At 53.7% G+C, this 14,245-nt stretch carries 15 protein-coding genes and 1 pseudogene; 6 read left to right on the top strand and 10 right to left on the bottom strand.

All coding sequences use genetic code 11. The features are described 5' to 3' along the window. Positions 1-285: 285 nt before the first annotated feature. Positions 286-645: pseudogene (locus ENTMO_RS23570) on the top strand (helix-turn-helix domain-containing protein); the annotation flags it as partial. 9 nt (positions 646-654) lie between these two features. On the opposite strand, the gene nhoA reads toward ENTMO_RS23570, so the two are convergent. After that, entirely contained in the window at positions 655-1,491 is an 837-nt protein-coding gene (nhoA, locus tag ENTMO_RS0100460) for an N-hydroxyarylamine O-acetyltransferase (RefSeq protein WP_010426133.1), read from the bottom strand. A gap of 108 nt (positions 1,492-1,599) precedes the next feature. Here nhoA and ENTMO_RS0100465 point away from each other — a divergent pair, with 108 nt between their 5' ends. Beyond that, positions 1,600-2,172, top strand: coding sequence for a flavin reductase family protein (locus tag ENTMO_RS0100465; protein ID WP_010426134.1), 573 nt, complete (start codon positions 1,600-1,602; stop codon positions 2,170-2,172). 235 nt (positions 2,173-2,407) lie between these two features. On the opposite strand, the gene ENTMO_RS26845 is transcribed toward ENTMO_RS0100465, so the two are convergent. Continuing rightward, positions 2,408-2,653 (bottom strand): hypothetical protein, encoded by a 246-nt coding sequence (locus ENTMO_RS26845; protein WP_324292037.1) that lies wholly within the window; start codon positions 2,651-2,653, stop codon positions 2,408-2,410. Between the two features lie 5 nt (positions 2,654-2,658). Here ENTMO_RS26845 and ENTMO_RS0100480 point away from each other — a divergent pair, with 5 nt between their 5' ends. After that, positions 2,659-3,093 carry a DUF3828 domain-containing protein gene (locus ENTMO_RS0100480; RefSeq protein ID WP_010426136.1) on the top strand — a complete coding sequence of 145 codons (435 nt, stop codon included), beginning with the start codon at positions 2,659-2,661 and terminating at the stop codon, positions 3,091-3,093. Positions 3,094-3,155: 62 nt separating this feature from the next. On the opposite strand, the gene fusA is transcribed toward ENTMO_RS0100480, so the two are convergent. Further along, positions 3,156-5,255, bottom strand: a complete 2,100-nt coding sequence (gene fusA / locus ENTMO_RS0100485) for an elongation factor G (RefSeq protein WP_010426139.1) — start codon at positions 5,253-5,255, stop codon at positions 3,156-3,158. A gap of 161 nt (positions 5,256-5,416) precedes the next feature. Between fusA and ENTMO_RS0100490 the strand changes: the two genes are divergently transcribed. Further along, positions 5,417-5,719, top strand: coding sequence for an ArsR/SmtB family transcription factor (locus ENTMO_RS0100490; protein ID WP_010426140.1), 303 nt, complete (start codon positions 5,417-5,419; stop codon positions 5,717-5,719). 68 nt (positions 5,720-5,787) lie between these two features. On the opposite strand, the gene ENTMO_RS0100495 is transcribed toward ENTMO_RS0100490, so the two are convergent. Continuing rightward, positions 5,788-6,243: a GNAT family N-acetyltransferase gene (locus ENTMO_RS0100495; protein ID WP_010426143.1), complete on the bottom strand. Its 456-nt coding sequence runs from the start codon at positions 6,241-6,243 to the stop codon at positions 5,788-5,790. Positions 6,244-6,406: 163 nt separating this feature from the next. On the opposite strand from ENTMO_RS0100495, the gene pdxR reads away from it, so the two are divergent. Beyond that, complete coding sequence (gene pdxR, locus ENTMO_RS0100500) at positions 6,407-7,885, top strand: MocR-like pyridoxine biosynthesis transcription factor PdxR (protein ID WP_010426144.1); 1,479 nt, start codon at positions 6,407-6,409, stop codon at positions 7,883-7,885. Between the two features lie 27 nt (positions 7,886-7,912). Here pdxR and ENTMO_RS0100505 read toward each other — a convergent pair whose 3' ends face one another. Both ENTMO_RS0100505 and ENTMO_RS0100510 read right to left on the bottom strand, forming a co-directional pair. Beyond that, complete coding sequence (locus ENTMO_RS0100505) at positions 7,913-8,548, bottom strand: ECs1377 family protein (RefSeq protein ID WP_010426145.1); 636 nt, start codon at positions 8,546-8,548, stop codon at positions 7,913-7,915. Between the two features lie 121 nt (positions 8,549-8,669). After that, positions 8,670-9,998 carry a 2-hydroxycarboxylate transporter family protein gene (locus ENTMO_RS0100510; protein WP_010426146.1) on the bottom strand — a complete coding sequence of 443 codons (1,329 nt, stop codon included), beginning with the start codon at positions 9,996-9,998 and terminating at the stop codon, positions 8,670-8,672. Between the two features lie 381 nt (positions 9,999-10,379). Here ENTMO_RS0100510 and ENTMO_RS0100515 point away from each other — a divergent pair, with 381 nt between their 5' ends. After that, positions 10,380-12,065, top strand: a complete 1,686-nt coding sequence (locus tag ENTMO_RS0100515) for an NAD-dependent malic enzyme (protein ID WP_010426147.1) — start codon at positions 10,380-10,382, stop codon at positions 12,063-12,065. 39 nt (positions 12,066-12,104) lie between these two features. Here the strand turns inward: ENTMO_RS0100515 and pptA are convergent, their stop codons facing one another. The 4 genes from pptA to ENTMO_RS0100535 all read right to left on the bottom strand — a co-directional run. Continuing rightward, complete coding sequence (pptA, locus tag ENTMO_RS0100520; protein ID WP_010426149.1) at positions 12,105-12,335, bottom strand: tautomerase PptA; 231 nt, start codon at positions 12,333-12,335, stop codon at positions 12,105-12,107. A gap of 37 nt (positions 12,336-12,372) precedes the next feature. Continuing rightward, the gene (locus tag ENTMO_RS0100525; protein WP_010426150.1) at positions 12,373-12,990 is read right to left on the bottom strand and encodes a glutathione S-transferase family protein; all 618 of its coding nucleotides are present in this window, start codon (positions 12,988-12,990) and stop codon (positions 12,373-12,375) included. Positions 12,991-13,031: 41 nt separating this feature from the next. Continuing rightward, the gene (locus tag ENTMO_RS0100530; RefSeq protein ID WP_010426151.1) at positions 13,032-13,919 is read right to left on the bottom strand and encodes an ABC transporter substrate-binding protein; all 888 of its coding nucleotides are present in this window, start codon (positions 13,917-13,919) and stop codon (positions 13,032-13,034) included. Between the two features lie 9 nt (positions 13,920-13,928). Further along, the coding region (locus ENTMO_RS0100535; RefSeq protein WP_010426152.1) for an ATP-binding cassette domain-containing protein at positions 13,929-14,245 on the bottom strand (317 nt) is incomplete at its 5' end.

Below are 14,245 nucleotides of genomic sequence, written 5' to 3' on the forward strand. Positions count from 1 at the left end.
GGTGGCGCTTCGCTTACCGGGCCTACAAAACCCGTAGGCCGGGTAAGGCGTAGCCGCCACCCGGCAATTGTGCACCGTTCTTGCCGGGTGGCGCTGCGCTTACCCGGCCTACGGGATCTCAGGAATATGTTGGATTTGTAGGCCGGGTAAGGCGTAGCCGCCACCGGGCGATTAAGACTGAAGCATGCCGTTTTGCAGAAGAAAATTCCACCACGGAATGCCACAAACTCTATGGACCTGAAACGTGACTGGTTTTATGAAGTGCGGAAAAATTCAGAGAGATGACAGTATGTCGAGCTGCCGGTTCAGAATACGCGTCGCGGGGATTATTTCACCGATGCGCTGGCTTGGGCGACGGAGAATCTCCAGCTCGCACTCACGCTGGACTGCGTGGCGGAGAAAGCCTGCATGAGCCGACGCAGTTTTACCCGGCGGTTCCAGCAAACCACGGGGGAAAGTTTTTCGCGCTGGCTACTCAACCAGCGCATCATCGTCGCACAGCGCTATCTCGAAAAAACCGACCAGCCTGTGGATGACATTGCCGAGCGCGTCGGTTTTCCCTCGACGACCTCTTTACGCCGTCACTTTCACAATCTGCTCAATACCTCACCTTCCCGCTATCGACGCGAGTTTCGCGGCCGATAATGAAGTGAGTTATTTTCCCTGCGTTTCAAAACCCGCCATCACGGCCGTGAGCTCAGCCAGTGAAAATCCGTGTTTTGCATCGTCAACGCCCAGTCCAAAGCGTTCCTGCATCAGTCGGTAAAGCGCTTCAGCGTCCGGCAAATGGATCTGCTCCTCCACATGGCCATTTTGCCAGTGGGTAAAGTTGAAGTTGGTTAGCGTCAGCTTGCCGCCATCCGGCAGATGACGACACATCAGCAGATGGTGACGGAAATGCGACTGCGGCCAGTGCGCCGACCAGAAATTCCCCATAACGTAATCACTGAAATACTGCGTCGTCAGGTCAAACTGATACATCGACTGCCAGTGCTCGTGGTGGCGGAACTGCAGTACCCAGTCGTTACCCTCACTCAGCAGACGATACAGCCCGTGCGGCGTCTCTTGTTCTTCATTGGCAAGCAAACGAATCGGCGCCGTCAGCGTCTGGCCGCCAAACCCTACGTCGGCAATCCAGCGCTCACCGTTAAGCTCCACCAGCAGCAGGCGATGCGTGCGCGGCGGCATTTGCGGCGGATTTGCCAGAACGACGCGCCCCAGCACGCTGCGTACCGTAAAGCCAACTTCGCGCAATACGCGTTCGAACAGGCCGTTTTGCTCAAAGCAATAGCCTCCGCGGCGCGCGGAGACCAGCTTGTCGACCAGATTCTGATCCTCAAGGTGGATCTCTCGCGGCAGAACGACATCAATATTTTCAAACGGGATCGCGCCGTTGTGGTGTAAATGCAGCGCGCGCAGCATGTCGATATCAACAGCGGTTGGTTGCGTCCAGCCGATGCGAGCGAAATAGGCGGTCAGAAATGGGGACATTCATCAGTTTCCTTTGATTGCGATGTTTTGTTTATAAACTAATTTTATGCGTCCACTTTGATTTACGTGCTTTTTCGTCATACTCATCAAAGTAAATAAGGAGCTTCTATGAATCACTTTCGCCCTGTTGAATTACGTCATGCCAGCCGTCTGCTGAACCACGGTCCGACTGTGCTTATCACCAGTCGGGATGAAAGCCTCGACAGACGCAACGTGATGGCCGCCGCATGGTCAATGCCCGTTGAGTTTGAACCGCCGCGCATCGCGATCGTCGTGGATAAAAGTACCTGGTCACGTGAGCTGATTGAGCGCAGCGGGAAATTTGGCATCGTCATACCCGGCGTGGCAGCGGCCAACTGGACATACGCGGTCGGTAGCGTCAGCGGACGCGATGAAGACAAATTCAACTGCTATGGGATCCCGGTCGTGAACGGTCCTGAACTTGGCCTGCCGGTTATTGAAGAGAAATGTCTGGCGTGGATGGAGTGCCGGTTATTACCTGTAACTTCTGCGGCAGAAAAATATGACACCCTGTTTGGTGAAGTGGTTTCAGCAGCAGCAGACGAACGCGCGTTTGTCGCTGGCCGCTGGCAGTTTGACGGGGATAAGCTGAACACCCTGCATCATCTTGGTGCCGGGACGTTTGTGGCGAGTGGGAAGATTGTGAAGGCGTTGGATTGATTTTTTAAACATATGCGTCTGAATTATATAAAATTTCTATGGCATTTTATGTTTACTATTGCGTTGTGAAACTGAGGATATTTCCGGAGTTGCTGCATTAGCACTCACGCGTTAAGGAAATATCAATGTCATGGAATAAAGATGGCGCAATCTCGTATGCCAAATCACACGCCCAACCGAAGAGCACCGGTTATTGTGCTCGCTACGTCACCGAAGCGATCAGAACGGGGGAAGATTAAAAATCCCCAATACGCGTCTGGCGAAAGATATGGGCCGTACCTTGGTCAACGCTGGATTCCGCCTGGTATACGATCAACCTCATGCCGGTGACGTAGCCGTTATCCAAAATATAGTGGGTCACGATAGCGGGCACGTTTGCATATACGATGGTCAGCAGTGGATCAGCGATTTTGTACAACGCACCCTGTATCCAGGACAGGCTTACCGCAACATACAACCTCATTACGAACTGTTCAGGCATGATTAATGAAACCACTCTACTTATTACTTTTCACCCTTTCTCCGCTCGCGGTCGCAGAAAACATTTATACACCGGGCCAGGCAGCGCTTAAATTCAATCAATGGTATATCGCGCAGTTAGAACAGAACAAACCGCCCGTACTCAATCCAGACGTTATGAATGATTACGTTGCCTCTGGGACAATTGCAGCAGTTAAAGAATTGTATTCAGGCGACAGTAATGAAAAAGATATGCCCGACGCGGATATGTTTATCAAAGCACAGGACTGGGATGATGACTGGCATCAGATAACCGTCTTACATTCTGATTTTGACGCCGTTTGCACAAACGTCTATATCGCGTTTGGTAAGAAGCAAGATCATGTTGTTGCGGATTGTCTCGTTGAAGAACAAGGAAAATGGAAAGTTCGATCGGCGACGCTAATTAAGCAACAGGCATAAGCTCCCAGTCGTACTAATAAAAACACATGGTAGCCTAACGACTACCATGTGCAATTAATTAACTACTTAGAACGCCGCGAAATAATCTCTTCCGCAACATTCCGCGGAGCTTCCGCAAAATGATGGAACTCCATCGTGTACGTCGCGCGTCCCTGTGACATAGAACGCAAGGTGGTGGCGTAACCAAACATCTCTGCCAGCGGCACGTCAGCACGAATAATCTGGCTGCCGTACTGCTCTGCCATCCCCTGCACCATGCCGCGACGGGAAGAGAGATCACCCATAATATTACCGGCGTACTCTTCCGGCGTTTCCACCTCCACGTGCATCACGGGCTCCAGGATAACCGGATCCGCTTTACGCGCGCCCTCTTTGAAGCCCAGGATCGCCGCCATGCGGAAGGCCATCTCCGAGGAGTCGACGTCGTGATACGAACCAAACGTCAGGGTGGCTTTCACATCCACAACCGGATATCCCGCCAGCACCCCAGAGTTCATGGCCTCACGCAGTCCTTTCTCAACGGAAGGAATATACTCGCGCGGCACCACGCCTCCCTTGGTGGCATCTTCAAATTTAAAGCCGCTGCCCGGCTCTAACGGTTCAAGGCTGAGCACCACATGGCCGTACTGCCCTTTACCGCCGGACTGACGGACAAATTTGCCTTCGATGTCCTTCACCGCTTTACGCAGGGTTTCACGGTAGGTTACCTGTGGACGACCAATATTTGCCTCCACGCCAAACTCACGCTTCATGCGGTCGACGATGATTTCCAGATGAAGCTCGCCCATCCCGGAGATAATCGTCTGGCCAGACTCCTCGTCGGTGTGGAGACGGAAAGACGGATCTTCCGCCGCCAGACGCTGCAGCGCGATACCCATTTTCTCCTGGTCGGCCTTGGTTTTCGGCTCGATCGCCAGAGAAATTACCGGGTCCGGGAACTCCATACGTTCAAGCGTAATAACCGCATTAGGGTCGGTCAGCGTGTCACCGGTCGTGACATCTTTCAGACCCACGCAGGCCGCGATATCGCCCGCGCGCAGTTCGTCCACCTCGTGGCGATCGTTCGCATGCATCAGCACGATACGCCCGATACGTTCTTTCTTCCCTTTTACCGGGTTATACACCGCGTCGCCTTTGCGCAGCACGCCGGAGTAGACGCGGATAAACGTCAACTGCCCGACGTACGGGTCGCTCATCAGCTTGAATGCCAGCGCCGAGAACGGTTCGTCATCACTCGGATGACGTTCCGCGTGCTGCCCTTTTTCATCCACGCCATCAATGGCGGGGACGTCCAGCGGCGACGGCATCAGTTCGATCACGGCATCCAGCATGCGCTGCACACCTTTGTTTTTGAAGGCGCTGCCGCACAGCATCGGTTGGATTTCCCCGGCAATGGTGCGAATACGTAGCCCTTTAATGATTTCAGCTTCATCAAGATTGCCCGTTTCCAGGTACTTATCCATCAGTTCATCGCTTGCTTCCGCCGCCGCAGAGACCATTTTTTCGCGCCACTCTTGCGCGGTACCGAGCAGATCGTCAGGTACCGGCGCATAGTTAAACGCCATGCCCTGAGTGGCATCGTCCCACAGAATGGTGCGCATCTTAATGAGATCCACCACGCCGGTGAAATGTTCTTCTGCGCCAACCGGGATCACAATCGGCACCGGATTGGCCTTCAGGCGTTCCTGCATCATCCGCACGACGCGGAAGAAATCGGCACCCGGACGGTCCATTTTGTTGACGAACGCAATGCGTGGAACCTTGTATTTGTTAGCCTGACGCCAGACGGTTTCCGACTGCGGCTGTACGCCGCCCACGGAGTCATACACCATCACGGCACCATCGAGTACGCGCATGGAACGTTCCACCTCTATGGTGAAATCCACGTGCCCCGGAGTGTCGATGATGTTGATCCGGTGCGGCTCAAACCCCCGGTCCATACCCGGCCAGAAGCAGCTGACCGCCGCGGAGGTAATGGTGATACCGCGCTCTTGCTCCTGAGCCATCCAGTCGGTGGTTGCCGCGCCATCGTGTACTTCACCCAGCTTGTGGCTCATCCCGGTATAAAACAGGATGCGCTCAGTGGTGGTTGTTTTACCGGCATCGATATGCGCGGAGATACCGATGTTGCGATAACGTTCGAGGGGGATGGGTCGGGGCATGATATTTCCTTAAGTCTTCAAGACTGTATTGTGACGACCGGGATGGTCGTATATTCGTTCGTTTGCTATAATAGTCCTATTGTACGAGTATTATCGAACTATTTTTTAACGATTGACCTATTGTTGATATAGCTCAATCTGACATTTCACGCAGGAAAACCATGATCCCAAACCACCCCGAACCTGAACAAATACTCCTGGAAAACGTGCTGTTCGCCCTCGGCAACCCGCTCCGCCTCTCGATAATTCGCAGGCTGGCCGACGGCAGTGAACTCAGCTGTAATGCCCTTCGTCCGGAAGATGTGGTGAAATCGACAATGACACACCACTGGCGCGTACTGCGCGACAGCGGCGTTATCTGGCAGCGCCCGCAGGGGCGGGAAAATATGATTTCATTGCGAAGAGAGGATCTTGACGCCCGCTTTCCGGGGCTGATGGAGATACTTTTACAGGCGAAATCATAAGAACATGTGGGGTTTCCCCTGAAAAATGCCCCGTATAGATTTAAGGGGCATCATGTCAGCTAAGGGATTTATCTCACGTGCATACGATACTCAATCATCCCGCTTTTTTTCGCAATCCAGTCGTACAATCGTTGCCCGCGATAATTGGCTTCATGCGTATGCCAGTAAAGATGGGCGGCATGATGTTTCCTTGCTTCTTTCTGAACATATTCTATTAATTGTTTGCCAACGTGTTTGCCTCTGATGGTCTCACAGACATATAAATCTTCGAGGTAGCAGTAATCGCTCTCAGCCCAGGTCGAACGGTGAAAAAGATAATGCGCAAAACCCACTACGTCTCCATCACATCGCGCCACCACGCAGAATAGCGGTTCTACGGGGCTGAAAAATCGTTGCCAGGTTCGTTGAGTGACGGCCCCTGAGAGGTCGACATTATAAAATTCCTGGTATTTACCCCACAGTGGCATCCAGCTTTCAAAATCACGTTCTTTAACTGCCTCAACCGTCACGCTCGTATTGTTCATATTGCCTCTTTCCTTATCCGTTATTTGTTTCAGGAAGAGTGTATTTGCTGAATGGCACGTTTTTCCCCGCCAATTTTTGCCATAAATGCAGACCAATTCTTCATCCTGCTGTCCGCAATATTGCTTTAGAATCAAGAGACACAGAGGAAAAGTGGACAACGTAATGTTTAAGCACGCGCAGCTTGAAACGGTTAAAGCATGGATCATCGATCCTGCAAACGGTTCGCTACCGCTTCACGAAAGAATCCAGAGAGCGATACGGACACTGATACTGGAAGGGATCTTATCTAACGGTAAGGCCCTTCCTGCTTCACGTGCGCTGGCTATCTCACTGAGTGTTTCCCGGGATACGATTGAAGCAGCCTATTCCAGCCTGCATGCGGAAGGTTTTATTGAGCGGCAAACAGGCCGAGGAAGCTTTGTCTCTTCCAGCGCGCGGTTTTTAAAACCTCGCTCTCGACTGCGCCAGCCAACCGCTGAAACACGAAAAGCAAAACTCAGTGCCCGTGGAAAAGTCATCTATGAAAGCGGCGGGATCCGCGAATTTTCCTCACCCCGTCCGCTGGCACCCGGTATTCCTGAAACCCGCATGTTTCCCATTCCAACCTGGGAACGTCTTCAACGGCAGGTCCTGAAGGAATATCAGCACCAGATATTAGCGCAAAGCCCTCCGCAGGGTATGGAGCGCCTGCGGCGAGCAATCGTGGAATATGTCAATCTTGAGCGCGGGACACGGGCGAGTGCAGAACAGGTCATCATTCTGACAAGTTCTCAGCAGGCGCTAGCGCTCTGTTCCCACGTGCTGATGGACACCGGGGATGGCATTGTCATTGAAGATCCCTCCTATCAGGGGGCACACAAAGCGTTCAACGCCGCAGGATTGCACCGTATTCCGGTATCTCTTGATGAAAAAGGCATCTCAGTTGACGGTCTTAATTCTCTGGCCGAACCAGCCAAAGCTATCTACCTTACGCCTTCCCATCAGTATCCTACCGGGGGGACGCTCTCTCTTGACCGACGGCTGGCTGTCATTGACTGGGCAAATCGTCACTCGGCCTGGATCATTGAGGATGACTATGACAGTGAGTTTCACTACGAAGGAAAGCCTATGGCCTGTCTTCAGGGGCTGGATGCTTACCATCGGACAATTTATATCGGCACGTTCACCAAGGCCCTGTTCCCTGGGTTACGTATTGCTTACATGATCGTTCCCTCAGAGTTGACAGAGCCCCTTACCATGGCCAGGACATTAATGGATGGCCATACAGCCTCAATAAACCAATTGACGCTGGCTAAATTTTTGGAAGGTGGGCATTTTGGTGCCTACATTCGCAAGATGCGGAGCGTTTATGTTGCTCGTCGCGACAAACTGGCTAGCCTGATGGAAGAGTATCTTTCTGATTATGTTGCGTGCATAACGCCAGCGGGTGGAATGCAGATGCCTTGTCTCCTGAAGCACGGTATATCTGAGAAAGAGATTGCCGCCGCCGCTCGCCATGCGGGCGTTGATATATTAGGGCTTACCGGTTTATATGCAGGTCCCCCCGGCTCCACCGGTTTTTTGATGGGGTTTGCTGCCTATACGGAGAGGGAAATAGAAGACGCTGTAAAAAAACTGGCCGCAATTTTCCGTCTTGTTTGATGCGGTCGACTGGTCAGCGGCTGATACTCATTCCGGGCGAGCAAGGCTATAAACAGGAACCCGCCGGCTGGTCTTTGTAAGCGTATCAAAGACCTCGGTTTCCGACGTCACAATGCGCACGCCCATTCTCCTTAACCTCTGAACATCCGCCGCGATGCGCTGAATACCAAACCAGAAAAGCCCGTCGAGCGCCGTCACGGACAGCCCGTTTTCCAGCGCCAGCTTGAGTCGTTCGCGGGGCGCTTTCACCTGCAGGGCGATTTGCCGGTAAGGGACTTCATTGCATCCTGTCGCGTCACTGCGCTGGATCCGCGTTTTCAACTGATAGGTAAACTCGTCAGGTATTCCGTTGAGATCCTTTTTAAGGCTATAGACGCAGCCAAAGCGCTTGCCGTTAAACAGAACATTTTTCTGACTAAGCTGCAGCTCGTTTCTGACGCCGTCTATCAGCTGTGGCGCACGGGTGAGGAGAAGCCTGAAGGGAAGCTCGAAGCTGGTCACATAATCCACATTTAGCAGCGCGAGGCGCAAGCGCTCCTCAGCACCGGATTTTTGCTCACGACACTCTTCCAGCACCTCTGCCCACTGGCGCGTCAGGCGTTCCGGCTCGGCGGCTTCGGTAAGGAGATATTTTTCAATCTGGTAATCGACTCGGGTGGTCATAGTGGTGTATCCGGTCGCTGTGGATGGGGTAATTCTATCCAGCGCGGCGACTTTTATAAAGGGCTGACCCGCAACGGCATTCACAAAATGCCGTTGCGATTCAGTCTCCTGATATTTCGAATCAGTGCGCCATTATCCAGCCCATCAGCAGCGTGGCAAAAATCCCCGTCGATGCGCCGCCGATACGGGTAGCGATCTGCGCGAACGGCATCAACGACATGCGGTTAGAGGCGGATAAAATCGCCACGTCCCCTGTCCCACCCAGCCCGCTGTGGCAGCAGGTAACGATAGCCGCTTCCACGGGATACATATTCAGACGCGATGCAACAAAATAGCCGCTCAGCGCCATCGCAATCACGATCGATCCGCACACCACAACGTAGCCCACCGAGAAGACCGCCACCACGCTCTCCAGCGGCACGTACAGCATGCCCAGACCAATCATTAGCGGCCAGACCAGCGCTGCCGAGACAAACTTATAGCAACTGTGCGCCCCCTGTTCCATGGAACCGGGGATCACCCTGAAATACTTACACAGCACGGCGATGAGGATCATCAGCACCGGACCAGGAATGTGCACCAGTTTTTCAAACAGGCCACCGACGATGAAAAATGCGCACACCATTAGCAGCCCGCCCCCCATCAGGTGGAAATCCGTCTGCTGAACGCTTTGCGTCCCCGCAAACAGATTCTGATCGTCCTTGCTGCGGGTTAGCATGCCGTTTCCCGAAAGTGCAGGACGTTTCGTTCCCAGACGCGCTAGCGTACCCGCACAGATGATGGCGAAGATATTACCGACGACGGCGGCAGGTGCCAGCTGTGCGACGTAAACGTCAGGCGCTTGTCCGAGTATGGCCGAATACGCCAGCGACAGTGGCAAAATGCCCTCACCAATCCCACCGCCAATAATCGGCACGATGATGAAGAAAAAGGTGTGGTAAGGCGTATAGCCAAACAGCGAGCCGACGATTAACCCGCTCATTACCGCCATTAGCGTCCCGACAACCAGCGGTACAAACATGCGGATCATCCCCTGGATAAGCAGCACCCGGTTCATCCCCAGAATGCTTCCCACCACCAGACAGGCAATGACGAAATAGAGCAGATTCGCCTCTTTCATCAGCAGGTGTACGGTATCCAGCGTCTGTTTTTCGAACACGCCAAAATAGACCAGGATGGATGGCACCATCAGGCAGAGAATGGCCGGGCCACCGATGTCCTTCAACAGCGGGATCTGACGACCGATTTTGGCAAAGGCGAAACCGAGCGTCATGATCACCGCCAGTCCACCGATCATATTTTTCGGCAGCAGCCCCGCCCATGCGGACGTCGCCACGATGGTCGCAATGCCCACAAACAACATCAGTGGGACGGCGCCCACTTCGGCATTACTCAGCCCTAACGTAAAACGCGAGGAGACCGGAGAAGTCGATACAGGATTATCTTTCATATAATCACCTGATTAGTAGGTTCGGATATAAAAACAGGAGTAAAAACCGATAACTCCCGTGTTCAAAAATATTCTTTATATTTAATAATTTTAAATCGCCATTGATAAAATGGTTCAGCGTGAAATTAGCATGGGCATTCAGCCAGAAATGTGAAGACCGCAATGGTTTCATTTTATAAAGTTAATTCATCTTTTTGTAAGTAAAGTTATTCATCGCCCGGTATTTTGAAATTAATAAAACCAGACAGAGTGTGACCCTTATCACCACCGCCCTGATGTTTAACCGCTAGATTAGCGCTAAATAAAAACATAAACGCGCTTAAGAACAGACCTGCTTCGCAAATCTTATTTAATCCGTTTTAACTATTTCAGGAGTCAACCATGTCTCGCAAAGAAGTGCTGTATACGCCTTATAACGGCGCAGTACTGCTGGAAAACCCATTACTGAATAAAGGCCTCGCGTTCATTAAAGAGGAACGTGATAATTTTAATCTGCACGGCTTATTACCGCATAATGTTGAAACCATTGAAGAGCAGACCGAACGCGCATGGGTACAATTCTGTCATTTCAAAAGTGATATTTCCCGCCACGTTTATCTGCGTAATATTCAGGACACCAATGAGACCCTGTTTTACAATCTGTTGCGGAAACATATGAAGGAGACGCTGCCGATCATATATACCCCAACGGTCGGTGAAGCCTGCGAACATTTCTCTACCATCAATCGTCGGGCGCGCGGGCTTTTTATTTCATGGCCGAATCGCCATCGCATCGATGAAATGCTGCAAAGTTTCTCGCGTAATGATATTCGCGTGATCGTGGTAACTGACGGAGAGCGTATTTTGGGCCTTGGCGACCAGGGGATCGGCGGAATGGGTATTCCGATTGGTAAATTGTCATTGTATACCGCGTGCGGTGGTATTCATCCGGCCTCAACGTTGCCGATTATGCTGGATGTCGGCACCAATAATCAGCAACATCTGGACGACCCGCTGTATATGGGCTGGCGTCATCCACGCATCAGCGACGAGCAATACGCTGAATTTATGGATATGTTTATCAGTACCGTCAAAGCCCGCTGGCCAACTGTTTTACTGCAGTTCGAAGATTTTGCGCAAAAAAATGCGACCAGGTTACTCCAGCGTTACCGCGACCAGCTGTGCTGCTTCAATGACGATATTCAGGGAACCGCTGCCGTCACGGCCGGCACGCTGATTGCAGCCGCCCATGCAGCCGGAACCCGCATCCGCGATCAGCGCGGGGTCTTCCTCGGCAGCGGCTCTGCCGGATGCGGTATAGCCGAAAAAATCGTGGCGCTGATGGTCGGCGACGGGCTAACCGAGGCCGAGGCCCGCAGCCGGATCTTTATGGTCGATCGTTTTGGCTTACTGACCGACGATATGACCAACCTGCTCGATTTCCAGAAAAACCTGCTTACGGCGCGGGAAGCCATTCGCGACTGGCAGGTGGAATCGTGCAATATTTCGCTGATGGAGGTGGTCAGAAATGCCCATCCAACCGTGATGATTGGCGTATCCGGTCAGCCGGGGCTGTTCAGCGAAGCGATAGTTAAAGAGATGCACCGCCACTGCCCGCGCCCTATTATTATGCCCCTCTCTAATCCAACATCACGCGCAGAGGCGCAACCTCAGGATCTGATCGAATGGACGCAGGGTAGCGCTCTGGTTGCGACGGGTAGCCCCTTCTTGCCGGTATTCTGGCAGAACGAACAGTACGACATTGCCCAGTGTAACAATGCCTACATTTTCCCCGGTCTGGGGCTGGGGATATTGGCCAGCAACGCGCGGCGGGTTACCGAAGAGATGTTGATGGTGGCGAGCCGCAGCCTGGCGGCGCAATCGCCGCTGGTCACCACTGAAAAAGGTAGATTACTCCCTCCCGTCGACTGCATTGATACCGTGTCGCGCAATATCGCGTTTGCGGTCGCCCGGGCAGCGATTGAGCAAGGCGTTGCGGCGGCAATGGATGACGAGACCTTGCTGGCGCAAATCGAAAAAACCTGGTGGCAGGCGGACTATGCGCCGTACCGCAGGTCGGCGCTGTAGTTTCAACGCCGGGTAGCGTTCGCGCCTGCCCGGCAAACCTTACATCGAATACCCAGGCTTCTTGATCAGCTCGTCCAGCTTCGGTCCGATCTCGGTATCCCAGACCTGCGCTTTCCAGTCGGCTTCCTGAACTTCATTCAGCGCCACCGAAATGGAGCGGTCTTTGCTGTTCAGATGGCGCGTAATCACCTCGGCGATATCCGCCGCCAGAGCGTTTTTTTGTTCATCGTTCAGATCGCGGGGAAAACATTTGATATCTACGTGTGGCATTTGCAGGCTTCCTGTTGTGGGTGAGCGTTCCACGTTATCAGATAATCTCGTTTGCCTTTAACACCTTGTGCAGTTCCGGCAGCGCACACACCGAATCTGCGATCGCGGTGATCTTTGGCGTGTTGGCCGCAAACCATTCGTGCCGTGGCCCCCAGGTGCGCGCGACCGCAATATAGACATCGAGCAGTGTCAGCCGCTTCCCCAGCGCAAAAGGTGAGGCGGTAAGTTGGCTATCGAACCACAGATAGAGTGATTTCCGGTACTCAATGCAGTTTTTCTTCAGCTGCTCCGGCGCGTCGGGCACCCAGCGTTCCGGATAATCGGCATAGGTAAAGGTGGGATAGACGTTCGCCACAAACCAGATGAGCAAACGCTGAAACTGCTGGCGCTCGGCCTGGCCGACGGGCGGGGCAAGATCCGGGCAACGGTCGAGCACCATCAGGGCAATGGGCGCGGTTTCCGTCATGATGGACCCATTTTCCAGCGCCAGCGTCGGGACCTGGCACAGCGGGTTGAGTTTTTGCAGCAGCTCACGCTGCGGGCCGGGCTGGTCAAACCCGTCCACGTTGATAAATTGATAAGGGATATCAGCCAGGGTTAGCATCACTTCACTGATTGCCGAGCCCCAGCCGGGTACGCCATAGAGTTTAATCATGTTGCCCCCTCAGGAATGAAAACCCTAAGTGTAGAGCACCATTAATAGGTTATCCCAGGCGGGTTGACCTCCGACTGCGCCACCGCTTCGCCCTGTTCACCCCAGCGCGCCAGCACCTTCTGGTACTCTCCCCGCTTGATCGCACCGTCCAGCGCGGCCTGCAGCGCGTACACCAGCTCATTGCCCTTTTTCGTGGTGGTGGCTACAAACGCCTTCTTCGGCCCTAATCCCACGACGCGCGTTTTTCCGGTGAGCGCCGCTTTGTAGGCCGAGACTGACTGAGGCCCGAAGAACACGTCTGCCCTGCCGGACTGAATATAGAGATTGCCGGAGGCATCGTCCTGGAGATAGACCGGCAGCGCAGGCGTCCGCCCCGCCTTTTTGTTCTCTTCGTTCCAGCCCAGCAGTATGCGCTCCTGATTGGTACCCGAGCCGACAATCACCTTTTTCCCTGCCAGATCTTCCGCGCTTTTGATTGACTGAATCTCGCTGGTGGATTTCACCGAAAACGCCAGCGAATCGACGCGGTAGGTGGCGAAATCAAACTTCTCTTTGCGCTGTTCGGTCACCGCAATGTTCACCAGCGCCACGTCGTAGCGCCCGGAACTGATCCCCAGCGGCCAGTCTTCCCACGCCGTCGGCACCAGCTTCAGCTTTAGCCCAAGACTGCCCGCCAGCAGGCGAGCGATATCCGGGTCGCTGCCGATGCGCGTGCGGTTATCGCTTGCCAGCAGCGCCAGCGGTGGCGAATTGAGGGCTGAAATGGCCACCGTCAGCGTACCCGGTTCAACGAATGCGTAGTTCGCGGGGATCTTCGCCACCGCCTGCGGATCAAGCGTTATCGGCAGCGGCTGCTCGTTGGCTTTCACATCAATGCTGGCGTGGCTCACCGTCGTGAAGACCAGCCCCGCCAGAAGTCCATATTTCATCTGCGCTCCTTACAGCACTTTAGACAGAAACTGGCGCGTTCGCGCATGCGACGGACGGTTCAACACCTCGTCGCTACTGCCCTGCTCAACAATTTTCCCGTCAACCATAAACACCACCTGATCCGCGACTTCACGGGCAAAGCCAATCTCGTGGGTGACGACCACCAGCGTGGTGCCGGATCGGGCGAGCTTTTTAATCACGTCCAGCACTTCGCCAACCAGTTCAGGGTCGAGCGCCGAGGTGGGCTCATCAAACAGCATCACGCGAGGGCGCAGCGCCAGCGCCCGGGCAATGGCGATACGCTGCTGCTGTCCGCCGGAAAGAT

It is taken from the genome of Enterobacter mori LMG 25706, from assembly GCF_000211415.1.
GTDB lineage: Bacteria > Pseudomonadota > Gammaproteobacteria > Enterobacterales > Enterobacteriaceae > Enterobacter > Enterobacter mori.

What these genes read in the sequence shown, in the direction of transcription:
- fusA (WP_010426139.1), bottom strand. Translation starts at nt 5,255, where the DNA reads ATGCCCCGACCCATCCCCCTCGAACGTTATCGCAACATCGGTATCTCC.
- pdxR (WP_010426144.1), top strand. Translation starts at nt 6,407, where the DNA reads ATGTTTAAGCACGCGCAGCTTGAAACGGTTAAAGCATGGATCATCGAT.
- ENTMO_RS0100465 (WP_010426134.1), top strand. Translation starts at nt 1,600, where the DNA reads ATGAATCACTTTCGCCCTGTTGAATTACGTCATGCCAGCCGTCTGCTG.
- pptA (WP_010426149.1), bottom strand. Translation starts at nt 12,335, where the DNA reads ATGCCACACGTAGATATCAAATGTTTTCCCCGCGATCTGAACGATGAA.
- ENTMO_RS26845 (WP_324292037.1), bottom strand. Translation starts at nt 2,653, where the DNA reads ATGCCTGAACAGTTCGTAATGAGGTTGTATGTTGCGGTAAGCCTGTCC.
- ENTMO_RS0100530 (WP_010426151.1), bottom strand. Translation starts at nt 13,919, where the DNA reads ATGAAATATGGACTTCTGGCGGGGCTGGTCTTCACGACGGTGAGCCAC.
- ENTMO_RS0100505 (WP_010426145.1), bottom strand. Translation starts at nt 8,548, where the DNA reads ATGACCACCCGAGTCGATTACCAGATTGAAAAATATCTCCTTACCGAA.
- ENTMO_RS0100480 (WP_010426136.1), top strand. Translation starts at nt 2,659, where the DNA reads ATGAAACCACTCTACTTATTACTTTTCACCCTTTCTCCGCTCGCGGTC.
- ENTMO_RS0100525 (WP_010426150.1), bottom strand. Translation starts at nt 12,990, where the DNA reads ATGATTAAACTCTATGGCGTACCCGGCTGGGGCTCGGCAATCAGTGAA.
- ENTMO_RS0100515 (WP_010426147.1), top strand. Translation starts at nt 10,380, where the DNA reads ATGTCTCGCAAAGAAGTGCTGTATACGCCTTATAACGGCGCAGTACTG.
- ENTMO_RS0100510 (WP_010426146.1), bottom strand. Translation starts at nt 9,998, where the DNA reads ATGAAAGATAATCCTGTATCGACTTCTCCGGTCTCCTCGCGTTTTACG.
- ENTMO_RS0100490 (WP_010426140.1), top strand. Translation starts at nt 5,417, where the DNA reads ATGATCCCAAACCACCCCGAACCTGAACAAATACTCCTGGAAAACGTG.
- ENTMO_RS0100495 (WP_010426143.1), bottom strand. Translation starts at nt 6,243, where the DNA reads ATGAACAATACGAGCGTGACGGTTGAGGCAGTTAAAGAACGTGATTTT.
- nhoA (WP_010426133.1), bottom strand. Translation starts at nt 1,491, where the DNA reads ATGTCCCCATTTCTGACCGCCTATTTCGCTCGCATCGGCTGGACGCAA.